13 protein-coding genes are annotated in these 18,546 nt (G+C 67.4%); 9 read left to right on the top strand and 4 right to left on the bottom strand.

Annotated elements, in window-relative coordinates:
• The 6 genes from U858_RS0108695 (at position 1) to U858_RS0108670 (ending at position 6,603) form a co-directional block, all read left to right on the top strand.
• Positions 1-786 (top strand): cyclase family protein, encoded by a 786-nt coding sequence (locus U858_RS0108695; RefSeq protein WP_025136782.1) that lies wholly within the window; start codon positions 1-3, stop codon positions 784-786.
• Positions 787-808: 22 nt separating this feature from the next.
• A complete protein-coding gene (locus U858_RS0108690; RefSeq protein WP_025136781.1) occupies positions 809-1,537 on the top strand; it encodes an SDR family NAD(P)-dependent oxidoreductase in 729 nt (242 codons plus the stop codon).
• 185 nt (positions 1,538-1,722) lie between these two features.
• A complete protein-coding gene (locus U858_RS0108685) occupies positions 1,723-2,871 on the top strand; it encodes an ABC transporter substrate-binding protein (protein WP_025136780.1) in 1,149 nt (382 codons plus the stop codon).
• A 161-nt stretch (positions 2,872-3,032) separates the two neighbouring features.
• Positions 3,033-4,073, top strand: coding sequence for a branched-chain amino acid ABC transporter permease (locus tag U858_RS0108680; RefSeq protein ID WP_025136779.1), 1,041 nt, complete (start codon positions 3,033-3,035; stop codon positions 4,071-4,073).
• The gene (locus tag U858_RS0108675) at positions 4,070-5,866 is read left to right on the top strand and encodes an ATP-binding cassette domain-containing protein (RefSeq protein WP_025136778.1); all 1,797 of its coding nucleotides are present in this window, start codon (positions 4,070-4,072) and stop codon (positions 5,864-5,866) included. The genes U858_RS0108680 and U858_RS0108675 overlap by 4 nt, the downstream gene beginning before the upstream one ends.
• Positions 5,863-6,603 (top strand): ABC transporter ATP-binding protein, encoded by a 741-nt coding sequence (locus U858_RS0108670; RefSeq protein ID WP_025136777.1) that lies wholly within the window; start codon positions 5,863-5,865, stop codon positions 6,601-6,603. Before U858_RS0108675 ends, U858_RS0108670 begins: the two co-directional genes overlap by 4 nt.
• Before the next feature lie 66 nt (positions 6,604-6,669).
• Here the strand turns inward: U858_RS0108670 and U858_RS0108665 are convergent, their stop codons facing one another.
• Positions 6,670-7,605 (bottom strand): glycosyltransferase family A protein, encoded by a 936-nt coding sequence (locus U858_RS0108665; protein ID WP_025136776.1) that lies wholly within the window; start codon positions 7,603-7,605, stop codon positions 6,670-6,672.
• 225 nt (positions 7,606-7,830) lie between these two features.
• Here U858_RS0108665 and U858_RS0108660 point away from each other — a divergent pair, with 225 nt between their 5' ends.
• Entirely contained in the window at positions 7,831-8,787 is a 957-nt protein-coding gene (locus U858_RS0108660; RefSeq protein WP_025136775.1) for a LysR family transcriptional regulator, read from the top strand.
• A 1,053-nt stretch (positions 8,788-9,840) separates the two neighbouring features.
• Positions 9,841-9,969 carry a hypothetical protein gene (locus U858_RS36355; protein WP_006226408.1) on the top strand — a complete coding sequence of 43 codons (129 nt, stop codon included), beginning with the start codon at positions 9,841-9,843 and terminating at the stop codon, positions 9,967-9,969.
• A 204-nt stretch (positions 9,970-10,173) separates the two neighbouring features.
• Here U858_RS36355 and U858_RS0108650 read toward each other — a convergent pair whose 3' ends face one another.
• The 3 genes from U858_RS0108650 to U858_RS0108640 are packed head-to-tail and all read right to left on the bottom strand — an operon-like array spanning position 10,174 to position 12,554.
• Positions 10,174-11,097 carry a sugar kinase gene (locus U858_RS0108650; protein WP_025136774.1) on the bottom strand — a complete coding sequence of 308 codons (924 nt, stop codon included), beginning with the start codon at positions 11,095-11,097 and terminating at the stop codon, positions 10,174-10,176.
• Positions 11,090-11,734: a bifunctional 4-hydroxy-2-oxoglutarate aldolase/2-dehydro-3-deoxy-phosphogluconate aldolase gene (locus U858_RS0108645; RefSeq protein ID WP_025136773.1), complete on the bottom strand. Its 645-nt coding sequence runs from the start codon at positions 11,732-11,734 to the stop codon at positions 11,090-11,092. Before U858_RS0108645 ends, U858_RS0108650 begins: the two co-directional genes overlap by 8 nt.
• A 22-nt stretch (positions 11,735-11,756) precedes the next feature.
• Positions 11,757-12,554 (bottom strand): IclR family transcriptional regulator, encoded by a 798-nt coding sequence (locus tag U858_RS0108640; protein WP_029953664.1) that lies wholly within the window; start codon positions 12,552-12,554, stop codon positions 11,757-11,759.
• 230 nt (positions 12,555-12,784) lie between these two features.
• Between U858_RS0108640 and uvrA the strand changes: the two genes are divergently transcribed.
• The gene (uvrA, locus tag U858_RS0108635; RefSeq protein WP_025136771.1) at positions 12,785-18,544 is read left to right on the top strand and encodes an excinuclease ABC subunit UvrA; all 5,760 of its coding nucleotides are present in this window, start codon (positions 12,785-12,787) and stop codon (positions 18,542-18,544) included.
• The last annotated feature ends 2 nt before the right edge of the window (positions 18,545-18,546 follow it).

Raw genomic sequence — 18,546 nt, 5'->3', positions numbered from 1 at the left:
ATGAGCCAACCCATTCTTGCCCAATTCATGACCGAACTGGTTTCGGGCCGCATCCGCCTGGTGGACCTGACCGAGACGCTGACGCCGGAATTTCCCACGATCGTGCTGCCGCCGGAATTCGGCCAGGCCTGGCCGTTCCGCATCGAAGAGATTTCGCGCTACGACGAGCGCGGCCCGGCCTGGTACTGGAACAACTTCTCGTGTTCGGAACACACCGGCACGCACTTCGACGCGCCGGTGCACTGGGTCACGGGCAAGGACCAGCCGGACAACACCGTGGACACCATTCCGGTGGACGCCTTCATTGCCGGCGCCTGCGTCATCGACTGTTCCGCAGAAGCCCGCGACAACCCCGACTTCCTGCTGACCATCGACTTCGTCCGGGCGTGGGAAGAAAAGCACGGCCGCATTCCGGCCCGGTCGTGGGTGCTGATGCGCACCGACTGGTCCAAGCGCGCCAAGCCCGCCGAATACCTGAACATGAAAGAAGACGGCGCCCATTCGCCCGGCCCCGATGCCGAGGTGGTGCCGTGGCTGATCAAGGAACGCGACGTGCACGGTTTCGGCACCGAGTCGGTGGGCACCGACGCCGGCCAGGCGCATCACCTGAACCCGCCCTACCCCTGCCACTACTACATGCACGGCAACAACCGCTACGGCCTGCAGTGCCTGACCAACCTGGACCAGCTGCCGCCCACCGGCGCCGTGATCTTCTCGGCGCCGCTGAAGATCCGCAGCGGCTCGGGCAGCCCGTTGCGGGTATTGGCCTTGGCGCCCCGCGCCTGATCCGCACGCAAAGGAAATCCGCATGACTCCATCCAACGTTGCGATCGTCACCGGCGGCAGCGCCGGCATCGGCGCCGAAATCTGCCGCAGCATGCTCGATGCCGGCTACGAAGTGATCTCGATGGCGCGCCGCGCCGCCGACTTCAGCCACCCGCGCCTGCACAACGTGCAGGTGGACCTGCTGGACGCGGACGCTACCGCCCAAGCCGGGGCCGAGGTCGTGGCGCGTTTTCCCGTCAGCCACGTTATCCACAACGCCGGCGTGATCTGGCCCAAGCTGCTGCCCGACGTCACGCAGGAAGAGCTGCATGGCCTGACCCAGATCCACCTGGGCGCGGCCATCAGCCTGGTGCAGGCGGCCCTGCCCGGCATGCAGGAACGCAAGTTCGGCCGCATCGTCATGATGTCGTCACGCGGCGCGCTGGGCCTGCCCACCCGCACCGCCTATTCCGCCACCAAGGCCGGCATGGTCGGCATGGCCCGCACCTGGTCGCTGGAACTGGCGCCCTACGGCATCACGGTCAATGTGGTGGCGCCCGGCCCGATCCAGACCGACATGTTCTACGAGGTGATCGAGCCCGGCAGCGAGCGTGAAAAGCAGCTGGCCAACGGCATTCCGGTCAAGCGCCTGGGGCGTTCGGACGACGTGGCGCGCGCCGTCATGTTCTTTGCCGACCCGGCCAACAGTTTCGTCACCGGCCAGACGCTGTTCGTCTGCGGCGGCGCCAGCGTCAGTTCCATCACCATCTGAACGGCCTTTTTCACGCCCGCTTCGGGTTTTGACGGATAGGTAAGCACGGGGACCGGGTCTACAGTGCTGAGCCTTGCCTCTCAGAAAGTTTAAGCCGCAAGTAATTCCAGCCGTACCCGCGCAGTTCCCGTTTTCTCCGTTTTCCAGCCGCACTCCTTTTACGCTCCCTATCCGGAGGTTTTGCCATGCTGTCGAAGAAACTCCCCCTGGCCGCCGCCGTCCTGGCCGCGCTGTGTTCCCTGCCCGCCCTGGCCCAGGTCAAGGTCGGCGTGGTGTCCTCGTCCACCGGCCCCACGGCGCTGGTGGGCATTCCGCAGAAGAACACCGTGCCGCTGCTGCCCAAGAAGATCGGCGACCTGACGGTGGAATACATTTCGCTGGACGATGCCAGCGATTCCACCAACTCGGTCACCGCCTTCAAGAAGCTGATCACCGAGCAGAACGTGGACGCGCTGATCGGCCCGTCGGGGTCGCCCAACGCCATGGGCGTGATCCAGTTCGCCGCCGAAGCCGGCGTGCCGATGCTGGCGCCGGTGGGCACCGCGGCCGTGGTGCTGCCGATGAACGAGCAGAAGAAGTGGGTGTTCAAGACCACGCAGAACGACGACATCATCGCCCGCGCGCTGGTCGACCACATGGCCAAGACCGGCATCAAGACCGTCGGCTTCATCGGCCTGAACGATCCGTATGGCGAGAATTGGTACAAGGTCTTCTCGGGCCTGGCCGCCGAAAAGGGCATCAAGATCGCCGCCAACGAGCGCTATCTGCGCTTTGACAGCTCGGTCACCGGCCAGGCGCTGAAGATCCTGGCCGCCAAGCCCGACGCCGTGTTGATCGCCGCCCCCGGCGCGGCCAGCGTGCTGCCGCAGACCACGCTGTTCGACCAGGGCTACAAGGGCAAGTTCTACCAGACCCACGGCGCCGCGCTGCCCGACTTCCTGAAGCTGGGCGGCAAGAAGGTCGAAGGCACGGTGCTGGCCGCCAGCCTGATGCTGGTGCTGCCGGAAATGCCCGACAGCAACCCGTCCAAGAAGGTCGCCAGCGACTACATCGCGGCCTACGAGAAGCTCAACGGGTCCAAGCCCGCCACCTTCGGCGCCAACGTCTACGACGCCGGCCTGCTGCTGGAAAAGGCCATTCCGCTGGCCGAGAAGGCCGGCAAGCCGGGCACCAAGGAATTCCGCAGCGCCCTGCGCGATGCGCTGGAGCAAACCCGCGAGCTGGTCGGCACCCAGGGCGTCTACAACATGAGCGCCGCCGACCACAGCGGCTTTGACGACCGCGGCCGTGAACTGATCACGGTGAAGGACGGCAACTGGACGTTGGTGAAGTAAAAGTAAAGGCGGGGGAAGGCCCCCCCCCGAAGCGCCGCGCGCTTCCCCCCAGGGGGCATGCCTGCGGACCGGCAAAGCCGGCTCCGCGGCATCCCGCTGGGGATGCGTTCAAGTGAAGATGAGGTCGCCGTCATGTTTGTCTGTTTTATCCGGAAGTACTGATGAATGCTCAGATCGCCCTGATACTCGGGCAGGATGGCATCACCAACGGCGCCATCTACGCGCTGCTGGCCTTGTCCATCCTGCTGGTCTTTACCGTTACCCGCGTGCTGTTCATCCCCCAGGGCGAATTCGTCGCCTTCGGCGCGCTGACCATGGCCGCCCTGCAAGCCGGCAAGCCGGTGCTGCTGGTGTGGCTGCTGCTGGCCTTTGCGCTGGCCGAGGCCGTGGCCGACCTGCTGGCGCGCGCCAAGCGGCCGGGCCGCCAGCGCGGCGCCTGGCGCATCGGCGCCAAGGTCGCGTATCCGCTGATCCTGGCGGCGCTGTTCTATCGCTTGCCGTTGGCGCAGCTGCCGATGGCCGTGCAGGCGCTGCTGACGCTGTTGCTGGTGGTGCCGATGGGGCCGCAGCTGTATCGCCTGTTCTACCAGCCCATCGCGTCCGCCTCGACGCTGGTGCTGCTGATCGTGTCGATCGCGGTGCACCTGGCGCTGGTGGGCCTGGGCCTGTTGGCCTTCGGCGCCGAGGGCGCGCGCACCGCGCCGTTCAGCGATGCCAGCCTGACGCTGGGCCCCATCAACGTCAACAGCCAGGCGCTGTGGGTGGTGGCGGTGTCGGCGCTGCTGATCATCGTGCTGTACCAGTTCTTTGAACGCTCCATGTACGGCAAGGCCCTGCGCGCGGCCGCTTTCAACCGCCTGGGCGCGCGCCTGATGGGGATTTCGCCGGTGTTCGCCGGCAAGGCCACGTTCTTCCTGGCGGCGCTGATCGGCACCGTCTCGGGCATCCTGATCGCGCCCATCACCACCATGTACTTCGATTCCGGCTTCATGGTCAGCCTGAAGGGCTTCGTCGGCGCCATCATCGGCGGCCTGGTGAGCTACCCCCTGGCCGCTGGCGGTGCGGTGCTGGTCGGCCTGATCGAGGCGTTCTCGTCGTTCTGGGCCAGCGCCTACAAGGAAATCATCGTATTCACCCTGATCATCCCCGTGCTGCTCTGGCGCTCGCTGAAAAGCCACCACGTCGAGGAAGAAGAAGAATGACCCCGCGCCATCTCGTCCTCGCGTTCCTGGCGCTGCTGGCGGCCGCCCCGCTGGTCCTGCCGCCGTTCTACGTCACCCTGCTGAACTACATCGGCCTGTACGCCATGGTGGCGCTGGGCCTGGTGCTGCTGACCGGCGTCGGCGGCCTGACCAGCTTCGGCCAGGCCGCGTTCGTCGGCGTGGGCGCCTACACCACCGCGCTGCTCACCACGCAGGCCGACGCCCTGCCCGCCTGGCTGGCCTGGCTGGGCGCCTCGCCCTGGCTGACGCTGCTGGCCGGGCTGCTGCTGACGCTGGTGATCGCCTACCTGCTGGGCGCCATCACGCTCAAGCTGTCCGGCCACTTCCTGCCGCTGGGCACCATCGCCTGGGGCCTGTCGCTCTACTTCGCCTTCGGCTCGGTCGAAGGACTGGGCGGACACACCGGCATTCCCGACGTGCCCGCCATCCACCTGTTCGGCTGGGCCCTGACCCAGGGCGGCGAGATCTACTACCTGATCTGGGCCTTTCTGCTGGTGGCCATGTGGTCCACCAGCAACCTGCTGGATTCGCGCGAAGGCCGCGCGATCCGCGCCCTGAAGGGCGGCCGCGTGATGGCCGAGTCCATGGGCGTGGACACCGCGCGCTCGCGCATGGTGATCTTCATCATCGCGGCGTTGCAGGCCTGCGCGTCGGGCTGGCTGTACGCGCACATGCAGCGCTTCGTCAATCCGAACCCGTTCGGCCTGCAGATGGGCATCGAATACCTGTTCATGACCGTCATCGGCGGCGCCGGGCAGGTCTGGGGCGCGCTGGTCGGTGCAGGCGTGTTCACGGTGCTCAAGCAATGGCTGCAGGACTGGCTGCCCAAGCTGCTGGGCCAGACCGGCAATTTCGAGGTCATCATCTTCGGCTTCGGCATGGTGCTGCTGCTGCATCGCGCCCGCGGCGGCCTGTGGCCGGTGCTGGCGCGGCGCTTTCCGATGAAGAAAAGCGTGCGCAAGATCGACGCGCAGGCCGAACCGCTGCCGCGCAAGCCCATGCCGCCCCGCGGCGACGTGGTGCTCAAGGCGGTGGACGTGACCCGCAAGTTCGGCGGCCTGGTGGCCAACAACGCCATGAACCTGGAGATTCGCGCGGGCGAGATCCTGGCGCTGATCGGCCCGAACGGCGCCGGCAAGAGCACCATGTTCAACCAGATCTCGGGCGTGGACACGCCGACCTCGGGCCAGGTCACGCTGCTGGGCCAACCGGTGGCCGGCGCCGGGGCGCGCAAGATCGCGCGCCTGGGCCTGTCGCGCACCTTCCAGCACGTGCGCCTTCTGGGCCGCATGAGCGTGCTGGAAAACGTGGCCATCGGCGCGCACCTGCGCGGCCACCGCGGCGTGCTGCCGGCCGCCTGGCGGCTGGACCGCGCCGAAGAGGCCCGCCTGCTGGCCGAAGCCGCCCGCCAGGTCGAACGCGTGGGCCTGGGCAAACACCTGCACGACGACGCCGGCTCGCTGGCGCTGGGCCAGCAACGCATCCTGGAAATCGCGCGGGCGCTGGCATCGGACCCCTGCATCCTGCTGCTGGACGAACCGGCCGCGGGCCTGCGCTACCAGGAAAAATGCGAGCTGGCCGAGCTGCTGAAAAAGCTGCGCGCCGAAGGCATGGCCATCCTGCTGGTCGAGCACGACATGGACTTCGTGATGGGACTGGTGGACCGGGTGGTCGTGATGGACTTCGGCGAGAAGATCGCCGAGGGGCTGCCGGCCGAGATCCAGCACAACCCCGCGGTGCTGGAAGCGTATCTGGGCGGAGTGGAAGAATGAGCGCGAAACTGCTGGAAGTACGCGACCTGCGCGTGGCCTACGACAAGGTCGAGGCCGTCTCGGGCGTGAGCCTGGCGGTGGACGAAGGCAAGATCGTCACCGTCATCGGCCCCAACGGCGCCGGCAAGACCACGCTGCTGTCGGCCATCATGGGCGTGCTGCCCTCGCGCGGCGAGATCGTTTTCGGCGGCAAGCGCCAGGAACACGCCGAGATCGAGGAAATGGTGGCTGCCGGCATGAACCTGGTGCCCGAAAAGCGCGAACTGTTCGCCGAAATGACGGTGGAAGACAACCTGGCGCTGGGCGCCTTCGATCGCTTTCGCCGCGGCCTGCGCGACCAGGACAAGACACTGGCCGAGGTCTACGCGCTGTTCCCGCGGCTACAGGAACGCCGCGCCCAGCTGGCCGGCACGCTATCGGGCGGCGAACGCCAGATGCTGGCCGTGGGCCGCGCCCTGATGGCCAAGCCGCGCCTGCTGATGCTGGACGAACCCAGCCTGGGGCTCGCCCCGCGCATCGTGCGCGAGGTCTTTCGCATCGTCGCGCACCTGCGCGACATGGGCGTGTCCATCCTGCTGATCGAACAGAACGCCCGCGCCGCGCTGCAAGTGGCCGACTACGCCTACGTGCTGGAAACCGGCGCGGTCACGCTGGAAGGCCCCGCCGCCGAGGTCGCCGTGGACCCGCGCGTGGTCGAGGTCTACCTGGGACTGGGCCACGCGGCCGCCGCAACGTAGTGGGTCAGGCGGGGGCTGGCGCCCCCGCGCTTGCGGCAACAGGATTCGTGTACCGGCGCCCGCGCCTCAAGCCACGCCACGCCGCCGGTCGCGCCGATACAGCGCGTAGCCCAGGGGCCACATGATGCCGACCATCACGCGCGCCCACGGCTGCGTCAGGCGGTAGGCCTGCACGGCCGTCGGCACGCCGGAATGCTTCAGGTGCAGCCGGAACCGCGTGTAACGCGCGGCAGCCATGATGAACTCGCGCGGCCGGAAGCGGAAGAATTCCAGGTGGTGCTGCAGCATGTCCCAGGCCAGCAGGTACAGCCCCTGCGCGTTGTTGCGCACCGACACGGCACCCTGGCTCAAGCCGCCCGGGGTGTCGTGATAGGTGCGCACGACCTGGTTGATGAAACGGCTGAGATAGCCCGCCCGCGCAATCGCCCACCACACCAGGCTTTCGGGCACGAAGCCGGCGACGTCTTCGGGAAACGGGAATTTGCGCAGGATGTCGGTGCGCATGCAGCCGAATTTCTCGCCCTTGATGCGATAGCGGAAATACACGTCGACGGCGGTGCTGTCGAAGACGTCCTGCGGATAGCGGTCGCCGACGATGCTGCCGTCGGGCCGCGCACAGAGGCCGGTGATGGCCACGTAGGAATCGCGCCGTGCCGGGGGAATGGCGTCCCAGGCGGCCTTGAAGGTGGCCAGGGCGTCAGGCGGCATCTCGTCGTCGCTGTCGAGCCCGACGATCAACTGGCCATGCGCCTCGCGCACGCCCCGGTTGAAGGCGGTTTTCTTGTGCTGGTTGTTCTGCCAGACATAGCGGATGGGAAAATCGGCCCGCTGCTGCCAATCGAGCACGGCTTCGTGGGTATTGTCGGTGGAGCCGTCGTCCACGATGACCCATTCGAAATCCCGAAACGTCTGGCGGGATAGCGATTCATACACCCGGTGCAGGGTGCCCGCCCGGTTGTAGGTCGGCGTCAGAACGGTAAAGAACGTCGGCGTGTCAGTCATGCCTGCTGTGCCCTTTTGCGATTTCCGGATAACCGCTGCGGTCTTGGTATGCGTGTTTTCGCCTGAAGTGTAGGGGATATGCCTGCGCCAACCCATGGCACGGCATGCAAATTTGCAATCAAATCTGACAATGTGCGGATTCCAGGACAGGCCCAACCCGCCTGGGAACCCGTTGGGGCGGGCGCCGGAGTGGCGTAAACTCGGGCGGCCCCAACCGGAATGCCTATGGAAGCTTCGACCGTCCAGCTCAATGACATCGCCTTGTTCGTAGAGGTAGCCAAGCGCAAGAGCTTCAGCCTGGCCGCCCGCGCGCTGAATATGCCCACGTCCACGCTGTCACGCCGGATCAACGAGCTGGAACGCGCGATCGGGCTGCGCCTGATCAACCGCAATACGCGCCGCCTGGACCTGACGGAAGCGGGCGCGGCCTACATGAGCCGCTGCCAGGGCCTGATCGACGAGGCGCGCCTGGCGCACGAACAACTGCAGACGCTGTCGGGCGGCCCATCGGGCAACCTGCGGGTATCGATGCCCTACAGCCTGGCCATCTGGCTGCTGCCGGAAACGATCAACGATTTCACGGACCGCTATCCGGAAGTGGAATGCGAGTTCGACCTGAGCATGATGACGGCATCGGACGCGCAAGGCACGCCGTTCGATATCGTGCTGCGATTCGGCCGCAACAGCGATTACCCGACAGCCAATATCGACAACGGCACCGCGGCGGTGACGCCGCGCAGCGACGGCGCGGTGATCCAGGAACTGGTGTCGCTGGACAATTACCTGTACGCCTCGGACCGCTATCTGGAACGTTTCGGCGAACCGAAGACGCCCAGCGATCTGACGCAGCACCAATGTCTGCGCACGACGATCGATGACGCACATTCCCACTGGACGTTGCACAACGGCAAGGTGAGCGAGCGGGTTCCGGTCAGCGGGCATCTTGCTGCAAACAATATGAGTATCGCGGGGACGCTGGCGGGGTTGGATCTGGCGATTACGCGAATGCCGCATTGTCAGGCGTTGGATCCGATCATCAAGCGGAATTCTTTGCGGCGAGTGTTGCCGGGATGGTCTGTGGATCCTATTTCTATCTATGTTGTCTATCCTTCGAGTATTCAGCCGGCTAAGACTCGGGCTTTTATGGATTTCATTCGGCCTAAGTTGGGGCCTGCGGAGTAGTTCTTAAGCCGCGATTGGCGGGGGCGGTGTGGGGTGGGCGGGGCTACGATTGCGGTCCGGAGCCTTCGCTCCGGACTGCCCCGTCCTCATCCTCGTACGCCTTCGGCTCCCTACGGATTCCGTCGGGCGCATCTAACGCCCCACCCACCCCACACCGCCCCCGCCAATCGCTCTTGATGAGGATTAGCCACGGCCCCTGGGGCGAGTTGTGTGCTTGGCATGTTGGTGAAGATCAGTGGGGGGGTGGAGCGGGGTGCGGGGCCCGTCTCGTGCCGGCCGCGCGGGCGGCCTTACGAGACTTACGCGCCGTCTTGCGTACACCGATGCCGCTATCGCGCTTGCGGAGCGCGCGCGCGTTTGGGTCACCTGTTGAATTGACGCCCGACTGGCCCCAGCCTTCTAGCGGCGCGGATGCCGTGGCGTTCGACATGAATGTGCAGCGCCCGATGGGCGGCGCGCGAGAAAGCCGCCACGCGCAAGCCAGCCCATGCCGCGCCGCCCATCACCGCCCCCCCAAAACAATTGCGTAACCTTAAGAACCCCTACCTCCACCAGCGCGAAGCGCCACCGCCACACAGTCAGCAACACGAACGCCAAACGTGGCCGCCCGCGCGGCCGCGGCTTGGCGACCCTGCAGATTCCATTCCCTGCACACGGGTCTAGCAACGCGACAAATCTCAGCAGACGTAGTCCCTCGCGGCGGTGGCATGCGGGGCGGGCAACCTCGATGCGCCCGAGGGAATCTGAAGGAGGAGCCGAAGGCTCGGACGAAGATGACGAAGGGGCAGTCCGGAGCGAAGGCTCCGGACCGCAATCGTGGGCGCCCGCCCCGCATGCCACCGCCGCGAGGGACGACCTACGAAGATCAACGCCCAGCCCACGAAGCAACCTCCGAAAAGCCAAAATTAGCGCTCTCCCAAATTTCAAGCTAGAATACCGAGTTACCCAATTCCCCCGCCAGCCCAGTATCCGGTTGTGCGGTCGGTTGGAAGACCGCAAGTTGGAACTTCCAACCGCAAATCCGATTTCCGCAAATTCAACAGGAGAATCAACATGGCTGAACGCAAACGCGTGCGTCGTAACACCCTGGAACGCCGTTGCCTGGGCAAGGCCTTCAAGCGCTTGTTCGTCAAGTCGCCCAAGGGTGTTTTCAAGATGCTGGAAAAGATCAAGCGCGTCTAAATGGCCGCTGGTTGCCCGGGCTTTGCCTGGGTAGCTTGATCGAAAAATCCCCGCCTGGCGCAAGCCAAGCGGGGATTTTCCATCTGGGGCCCGGATTTGCGGGGTTGGCCTCGTCGGCCTGACGCGGGCTCCAGTATTACGCGTGCCTCGCCGGTTCGGCATATCGCCTGGCGAAGCGGGGCCAGTCCGGTCCCCCGCTTCGCCCTAGCCCTTCAGCTTTGCCAGCACCTGCTCTGCCCGCGGCAGCGGATTCACCGCGCCATATCCCAGCGTCGACAGCGCGGCCGCCACGTTCGCGTAGCGGACCGCGTCTGCCCAGTCGTCGCCCTGGCAGCGGCGGGCCAGCAGGCTGCCGGCGAAGCAGTCGCCGGCGCCGGTGGCGTCCACGGCGTCCACGCGCAGCGCGGCGACCGGGGTGCGGGTCTTGCCGTCGTCGATGATCGAGCCGTCCTTGCCCAGTTTCAGTACCACCACGCCGGTGGCGCCGGCGTCACGGATCCAGTCCAGCGTGCGTTCGGGGTCGTCGTTGCCGGTCAGGTGCTGCATGTCGTCCATGCTCGGCAAAAACAGGGTCGCATGGCGAAGGGCTTCGCGCAGCGTTGCGCGGGCGCGGTCCAGCGGCCACAGGCGCAGGCGCAGGTTCGAATCCAGGCTGACCTCGACGCCGGACGCGCGGGCGCGGGCCATCGCGGCGAAGACCGTGTCGCAGGCACTGGTGCTGATCGCCAGGCTGATGCCGGATACGTGCAGGAAGCGGGCGCGTTCGATCTGGCCGCCGGCCAGGCTGGCGGGCGTCATCAGGCTGGCGGCCGAGCCGCGGCGCAGGTAGCTGAAGGCGTGGCCGTCGGGGCCGTGCTGCACGAAATACAGGCCCGTGTGCGCCGAGGCGTCGACCTCGACGCCCGACGTGTCCACCCCTTCGGCCTGCCACAGCGCCAGGAACTGGGCGCCGAACGTGTCGTCGCCCACCCGCGTCAGGTAGGCGCAGCGCGCGCCCTGCCGCGCCGCCGCGATCACCGCGTTGGAGGTGTCGCCGCCGAAGCCTTGCAGGTATTGCAGCTGCCCCTGGCTGGTCTGGTTCAGTTCGACCAGGGGTTCGCCCAGCGCAACGATATCGAAATCAGCCATTAGCGGCCTCGCGGGTGCGGGTGATCTGCGCCACCAGCGCGGCCGTGTCGCGGGCGGCGAAGGCGGCCTTGTCGTACAGGTTGCTGCCGATGCCGACCAGGCCGGCGCCGGCCGCGAAATAGCTGTTCATGTTTTCGGCGGTGACGCCGCCCGTGGGGCAGAACACCGTGTCCGGGTATACCGACTTCAACGCGGCCAGGTGCTTGGGGCCGCCCGTGTCGGCCGGGAACACCTTGACCACGTCCACGCCGGCGCGGCGTGCCGCCAGCACTTCGGTGGGCGTGAAGGCGCCCAGCAGGCACAGGGCGTCGGCCGCGTGCGCCAGGTCCACGATCTCGGTGGCCAGGGCCGGCGACACCAGGAAGTCGGCGCCCGCCACCAGGGCCTCGCGGGCCTGTTCTTCGTTCAGCACGGTGCCCACGCCCAGCAGCAGGCTGGGGCCGTGCTTGTCGCGCAGCGCGCGCACCAGGTCGGTCACGCCGGGGATGGTCCAGGTCAGTTCCAGCGTCGTGCAGCCGGCGGCGACGGCGACTTCGGCCGCATAGGCGGCGGTGTTGGCGTCGGTGTAGCGCAGCACGGGCACGACCCGGGCGGCCAGCAGGGCGGCGAGCTTGGAGGCAAGGGGAGCAGCGGTCATGGGATTCCTCGGGGACGGGCGTTCAGGCGCCGCCGGATGACACCGGCAGGACGGCGAGTTTGGCTGAGGCGGCGTCGCGCAACCGCAGCAGGGGTTCTATATAGGCGGCTTGCGGATCGTCGCGGCGCCGGAACAGCAAGGTGCTGACGCTGACGCAGGCCACCGGCTGGCCGGCGGCGTCGCGCAGCGCCACGCCGTAGCAGACGATGCCGGGTTCGTTTTCCTCGTTGTCCATGGCGTAGCCGCGCGCGGCCGTGTCGACCAGCGCCGCGCGCAGGGCCGGCAGGGTCGACAGCGTGCCGGGCATGCGCGATTCCAGCGGCAGGTCGCGCAGCAGGCGCTCGCGCGCCGGCTCGGCCAGCGCCGCCAGGTAGGCCTTGCCGACCGCGCTGGAATGCAGCGCCACGGCGGCCCCCACGCGCGAGGCCATGCGGACCGGGCCGGGGCTTTCGAGCTTGTCGATGTAGATCATTTCGGCGCCGGCCGGCACCGCCAGGTGCACGGTTTCGCCGGTGTCGTCGCGCAGGGCCTGCAAGTCGGCCGACAGCGCGGCGCGCAGGTCGAACTGCGACCAGGCGCGGCTGGCCAGCGCCAGCAGGCGTGGCCCCAGGCGATAGGCGCCGTCGGTTTCGGCCACCATGCCCTGCTCGGCCAGCGCCGCCACGATGCGGTAGGCGGTGGGCCGGGGATAGCCGCAGCTGCGCGCCAGCGCGGCCGCCGTGGGCGGATGCGGGGCGTCGGCCACCGCCTGCAGCACCGTCATGAACTTGGCGAACGCCGCAGCGCCCGCCACCTTGGTTTCCGACACGACCACCCCCATGTTGGGAAGATGCCCAGCGTTAACAATGCTTATGCAGAATGCGCAAGGCAAACCGCGCGAATATCAAACGAATCTGCGATACTGTTTATTTGTACAGCAGCTGAGCGCGTGATTGACCACATTGTGGACTCATGCCTCACTATATAGGCAATTATTCCACATCGCCGCGTCCGGAACCAGCGACAGGCCGTCGCCCGGGCGGGCCCCTCCCTCAGGCTACGATACCGTCCATGAGCTCCCAAATCCGCATCGTTGGCGCCCGCCAGAACAATCTCAAGAACCTGGACCTGACCATCGCCACCGGCGAATTGGTTGTCGTGACCGGCGTATCGGGGTCCGGCAAAAGTTCGCTGGCCTTCGACACGCTGTACGCCGAGGGACAGCGCCGCTACGTGGAAACCTTCTCGCCCTATGCGCGCCAGTTCCTGGACCGCATGGACAAGCCGCAGGTGGACCGCATCGAAGGCATCCTGCCGGCCATCGCCATCGACCAGACCAACCCGGTGCGCAGCTCGCGCAGCACGGTCGGCACGATGACCGAGCTGAACGACCACGTGAAACTGCTGTTCGCGCGCGGCGCCCGGCTGCACTGCCGCGGCTGCGGCAAGGTGGTGCGGCGCGACACGCCCGATTCCATCTACCACTCGCTGGCCGAACGCTCGGCCGTCGCAGGTGACCCGCGGCTGGTGGTGACCTTCCCCATCGCCGTGCCCGCCAACTTCACCGAAGACGAAGTACGCGGCTTCCTGGAGCAGCAGGGCTACACCCGCGTGCACGCCGAGGAAACCGCCGTGCCGCGCGCCACCGCCGCGGCCAAGAGCGCCAAGAAGGGCAAAGGCAAGGCAAAGGCCGACACCGACGAGCGCCGCATCCTGCATGTCATCCAGGACCGCTTCCGCTTTGCCGGCACCGAACGCGAACGCGTGATGGAAGCGCTGGACACCGCGCTGCGCATGGGCGCCGGCCACCTGGCGGTGTACGTGATGGACGCCGAGGGTGCCGATGCGCACATCTGGAAGTACAGCGACCGCCTGCACTGCGCCGATTGCAACATCGAATACACCGACCCGCTGCCCAGCAGCTTCTCGTTCAATTCGCCGCTGGGCGCCTGCGAGGCCTGCCGCGGCTTCGGCCGCGTGATCGGCATCGACTTCGGCCTGGTCATCCCCGACGAAAACAAGACCCTGCTCGAAGGCGCCATCAAGCCCTGGACCACGCCGTCGTACAAGGAATGCCAGGACGAGCTGCAGAAGTACGCGCCGCGCGCCGGCATCCCGCTGGGGGTGCCCTGGAAGAGCATGAGCGAAGAGCACAAGCGCTGGGTGCTCTACGGCACGCCCGACTGGAAGGGCGGCAACGATGCCTGGAAGCACCAGTGGTACGGCGTGCAGCGCTTTTTCGATTGGCTCGAGACCAAGTCGTACAAGATGCACGTGCGCGTGCTGCTGTCGAAATACCGCAGCTACACGCCCTGCCCCACCTGCAATGGCGCCCGCCTGAAGCCCGACGCGCTGCTGTGGCGCCTGGGCACCAAGGAAGAAGCCGACACCGTGCTGCCGCCCGACGACGGCCGCTACAAGCGCTTCATGCCGGTGGGCGCCAACTGGACGCGGCCGCAGCTGGACGCCATGGACGGCCTGTCGGTGCATGACGTCATGCTGCTGCCCATCGAGCGCGTGCGCACGTTCTTCGACAAGCTGTCGTTCTCGGGCGCGCTGGACGCGGCCACCGATCTGCTCATGACCGAAGTGCGCGCCCGCCTGAAGTTCCTGTGCGACGTCGGCCTGGGCTACCTGACGCTGGACCGCCAAAGCCGCACGCTGTCCGGCGGCGAGGTGCAGCGCATCAACCTGACCACCGCGCTGGGCACCTCGCTGGTGAACACGCTGTTCGTGCTGGACGAGCCGTCCATCGGCCTGCACCCGCGCGACATGCATCGCGTGGTCGAAGTGATGCACCGCCTGCGCAATGCCGGCAACACGCTGGTGGTGGTCGAACACGACCCGCAGGTCATGGTGGCCGCCGACCGCATCATCGACATCGGCCCCGGCCCCGGCGAACGCGGCGGCAACATCGTGTTCGACGGCACGCCGGCGCAATTGCGCGCGGCCAACACGCTGACGGGCAACTACCTGGGCGGCCGCCAGCGCGTCGAAGCGCCGCGTCCCATGCCGGTCGCGGCCAATACGCCGCGCCTGCTGCTCGAAGGCGTCAGCGCCCACAACCTGAAGAACGTCTCGGTCGAACTGCCGCTGGGCCGGCTGGTCTGCGTGACCGGCGTGTCCGGTTCGGGCAAGTCCACGCTGGTGCAGGACGTGCTGTACCCCGCCCTGCTCAAGCAGAAGGGCAAGCCGTCCGAAGCGCCGGGCGCGTTCGAACGCTTGCTGGGCGCCGAACAGATCGCCGACGTCGTGATGGTGGACCAGACTCCCATCGGCAAGACCGCGCGGTCCAACCCGGCCAGCTACGTGGGCGCGTTCGACGCGATCCGCAAGCTGTTTGCCCAGGCCCCGCTGGCGCGTGAACGCGCCTATACGGCAGGCACCTTCAGCTTCAACGGCGGCGACGGCCGCTGCCCCACTTGCGGCGGCACCGGCTTCGAACACGTCGAAATGCAGTTCCTGTCCGACGTCTACCTGCGTTGCCCCGACTGCGACGGCAAGCGCTTCCGCCCCGAAGTGCTGGAAGTGCGCGTCGAACACCTGGGCAAGAGCGCCTCGATCGACGAGGTGCTGGAAATGACCGTCAGCGAGGCGCTGGAATTCTTCAAGGGCCTGCGCGACGTGCAGACGGGCCTGGCGCCGCTGGCCGACGTCGGCCTGGAATACGTGCGGCTGGGCCAGCCCGTGCCGACCCTGTCGGGCGGCGAGGCGCAGCGGCTCAAGCTGGCCGGCCACCTGGCCGAGGCCGCGCGCAGCGGCATCTCGACGGCCAAGGTCGCCAAGAAGGGCAGCCTGTTCCTGTTCGACGAACCCACCACCGGCCTGCACTTCGACGACGTGGCGCGCCTGATGCGCGCCTTCCGCAAGCTGCTGGCCGCCGGCCACACGCTGCTGGTCATCGAGCACAACCTGGACGTCATCCGCGCGGCCGACTGGCTGATCGACCTGGGCCCCGAAGGCGGCGACGCCGGCGGCCTGGTGCTGGGCGTGGGCACGCCGCAAGACCTGATGGCCAACCCGGCCTCGCACACCGGCGCCGCGCTGCGCGACTACGAAGTCAGCATCCTGCCGGCCGACGTGGTGGTGACCAGCGACGCCGACGCCCAGGAAGTCGAACAGGCCGGCCTGACCGCCCGCATCGCCGAACCGGCCGCCGCCTATGGCGCGGGCGAAGGCACGCCGCTGCAGTCGGTGATGCGCAAGCGCCGCCAGGACAATATGTCCATCGAGATCCGCAACGCGCGCGAGCACAACCTGAAGAACATCAGCGTCGAGATTCCGCGCGACAAGTTCACGGTGATCACCGGCGTGTCCGGCTCGGGCAAGTCGACCCTGGCCTTCGACATCCTGTTCAACGAAGGCCAGCGCCGCTATCTGGAATCGCTCAACGCCTACGCCCGCGCCATCGTGCAGCCGGCCGGCAAGCCGGACGTGGACGCCATCTTCGGCATTCCGCCCACGGTGGCGATCGAGCAGCGCACCAGCCGCGGCGGCCGCAAGTCGACCGTGGCCACGATGACCGAGATCCATCACTTCCTGCGCCTGCTGTACGTGAAGCTGGGCACGCAGTACTGCCCCGACTGCAACGTGGCGGTGGAACCGCAGAATGCGGACCAGATCGTGGCGCGCCTGCTGCGCGACCACAAGGGCGAGCACATCGGCCTCCTGGCGCCGCTGGTGACCGCGCGCAAGGGCTACTACACCGACCTGGCCAAGTGGGCCGGGTCCAAGGGCCACACGCACCTGCGGGTCGACGGCGAATTCATTGCCGTCGCGCCGTGGCCGCGCCTGGACCGCTACAAGGAACACACCATCGAACTGCCGGTGGCCGACGTGGTGGTGGACCCCGCCAACGAGGCCGACCTGCGCGCCGCGGTCAAGAGCGCATTGGAAAACGGCCAGGGCGTGATGTCGGTGGTGTGGCCCGTGAACAAGCTGCACGAAGCGCTGAACAGCGAATTGCAGCAGCAGCACTTCTCGGTCAAGCGCGCCTGCCCGTCTTGCGGCACCAGCTTCCCCGAACCCGATCCGCGCCTGTTCTCGTACAACTCCAAGCACGGCTGGTGCACCGGCTGCTTCGGCACCGGCCTGCAACTGCAAGGCTTCGACGAAGAACAGACCGGCGAGGAAACCGCCTGGAACGCCTGGTACGAAGGCGAGGCCAAGGCCTGCACCCAGTGCGACGGCCAGCGCCTGAACCGGGTCGCCCGCGCGGTGCGCTGGCGCGACAAATCCATCGCCGAACTGGCCTCGCTGCCGGTGTCGGACGCGCATACCTTCTTTACGGGCCTGGTGGCGCGCGGCCGCGAAGGCGAGATCGCCCGCGACATCCTGACCGAAATCCGCGGCCGCCTGAATTTCATGCAGGAAGTGGGCCTGAACTACCTGGCGCTGGACCGCGCCGCGCCGACGCTGTCGGGCGGCGAAGCGCAGCGCATCCGCCTGGCGGCGCAGCTGGGGTCCAACCTGCAGGGCGTCTGCTACGTGCTGGACGAACCCACCATCGGCCTGCACCCGCGCGACAACCGCATCCTGCTGGACGCGCTGGCGCGCCTGGAAGGCAACGGCAACACGCTGGTGGTGGTCGAGCACGATGACGACACCATCCGCCGCGCCTCGCACATCATCGACATCGGCCCGGGCGCCGGCATCCGCGGCGGCCGCGTGGTCGCCCAAGGCACCGCGCAGGACCTGATCGACGCCCCCGAATCCGTCACCGGCCGCTACCTGGCCAAGCCGCTGCAGCATCCGCTGCAGGGCCGCCGCCCGGTCGAGGCCGACACGCCCATGATCGAGATCAAGGGCGCGCGCCTGCACAACCTGCGCAGCGTCGACGCCAAGATCCCGGTGGGCCGCTTGAGCGTCGTCACCGGCGTGTCGGGTTCAGGCAAGTCGACCCTGGCGCGCGAAGTGCTGCTGGACAACCTGATGCAGGCCGTGTCGCAGGGCAAGGCGCCCGGCTGGGCCGGCTGCGAAAGCATCAAGGGCTGGGAAGCGATCGACCGCGTGCTGGAAGTGGACCAGACCCCCATCGGCAAGACGCCGCGCTCGTGCCCGGCCACCTACGTCGGGTTCTGGGACGACGTGCGCAAGCAGTTCGCCGATACCCGCGAGGCCCGCATGCGCGGCTGGACGGCGGCGCGCTTCTCGTTCAACACCGGCGACGGCCGCTGCCCGATCTGCGAAGGCCAGGGCATGCGCACCATCGAAATGAACTTCCTGCCCGACGTGAAGGTGCCGTGCGATGCCTGCAACGGCGCGCGCTTCAACAACGACACGCTCAGCGTGCAGATGCGCGGCAAGAACGCAGGCGAATTGCTGGCCATGGAAGTGGACGATGCCATCGGCTATTTCGCGGCGCACCCGAAGATCCACCGCCCCCTGCAACTGATGCAGGACGTCGGCCTGGGCTACCTGACGCTGGGGCAGCCGTCGCCCACGCTGTCCGGCGGCGAGGCCCAGCGCATCAAGCTGGTGACCGAGCTGTCCAAGGCGCGCCTGACCGACGGCCTGATCAAGACCGGCCGCGCCTCGCGCATTCCGCACACGCTGTACGTGCTGGACGAACCGACGGTGGGCCTGTCGATGGCCGACGTGGAGAAACTGATCCACGTGCTGCATCGCCTGGTCGAAGCCGGCAACACCGTGGTGGTCATCGAGCATAATCTCGACGTCATCGCCGAAGCCGACTGGCTGCTGGACCTGGGCCCCGAAGGCGGCACGGGCGGCGGCAAGCTGGTGGGCCAGGGTTCGCCGGAACACGTCATGGCCCAAAGCGCCCAATCGCACACCGGACGGGTCCTGGCGGAGTTCCTGGCACAACAATAAAG

Source organism: Achromobacter sp. DH1f, from assembly GCF_000633435.1.
Classification (GTDB): Bacteria; Pseudomonadota; Gammaproteobacteria; order Burkholderiales; family Burkholderiaceae_B; genus Achromobacter; species Achromobacter deleyi.
The sequence above is the reverse complement of the archived record's forward strand: the minus strand, read 5'-3'. Positions and strand labels throughout refer to the sequence as shown.

What these genes read in the sequence shown, in the direction of transcription:
- U858_RS0108675 (WP_025136778.1), top strand. Translation starts at nt 4,070, where the DNA reads ATGACCCCGCGCCATCTCGTCCTCGCGTTCCTGGCGCTGCTGGCGGCC.
- U858_RS0108680 (WP_025136779.1), top strand. Translation starts at nt 3,033, where the DNA reads ATGAATGCTCAGATCGCCCTGATACTCGGGCAGGATGGCATCACCAAC.
- U858_RS0108665 (WP_025136776.1), bottom strand. Translation starts at nt 7,605, where the DNA reads ATGACTGACACGCCGACGTTCTTTACCGTTCTGACGCCGACCTACAAC.
- uvrA (WP_025136771.1), top strand. Translation starts at nt 12,785, where the DNA reads ATGAGCTCCCAAATCCGCATCGTTGGCGCCCGCCAGAACAATCTCAAG.
- U858_RS0108645 (WP_025136773.1), bottom strand. Translation starts at nt 11,734, where the DNA reads ATGACCGCTGCTCCCCTTGCCTCCAAGCTCGCCGCCCTGCTGGCCGCC.
- U858_RS0108690 (WP_025136781.1), top strand. Translation starts at nt 809, where the DNA reads ATGACTCCATCCAACGTTGCGATCGTCACCGGCGGCAGCGCCGGCATC.
- U858_RS0108660 (WP_025136775.1), top strand. Translation starts at nt 7,831, where the DNA reads ATGGAAGCTTCGACCGTCCAGCTCAATGACATCGCCTTGTTCGTAGAG.
- U858_RS0108695 (WP_025136782.1), top strand. Translation starts at nt 1, where the DNA reads ATGAGCCAACCCATTCTTGCCCAATTCATGACCGAACTGGTTTCGGGC.
- U858_RS36355 (WP_006226408.1), top strand. Translation starts at nt 9,841, where the DNA reads ATGGCTGAACGCAAACGCGTGCGTCGTAACACCCTGGAACGCCGTTGC.
- U858_RS0108670 (WP_025136777.1), top strand. Translation starts at nt 5,863, where the DNA reads ATGAGCGCGAAACTGCTGGAAGTACGCGACCTGCGCGTGGCCTACGAC.
- U858_RS0108640 (WP_029953664.1), bottom strand. Translation starts at nt 12,554, where the DNA reads ATGGGGGTGGTCGTGTCGGAAACCAAGGTGGCGGGCGCTGCGGCGTTC.
- U858_RS0108650 (WP_025136774.1), bottom strand. Translation starts at nt 11,097, where the DNA reads ATGGCTGATTTCGATATCGTTGCGCTGGGCGAACCCCTGGTCGAACTG.
- U858_RS0108685 (WP_025136780.1), top strand. Translation starts at nt 1,723, where the DNA reads ATGCTGTCGAAGAAACTCCCCCTGGCCGCCGCCGTCCTGGCCGCGCTG.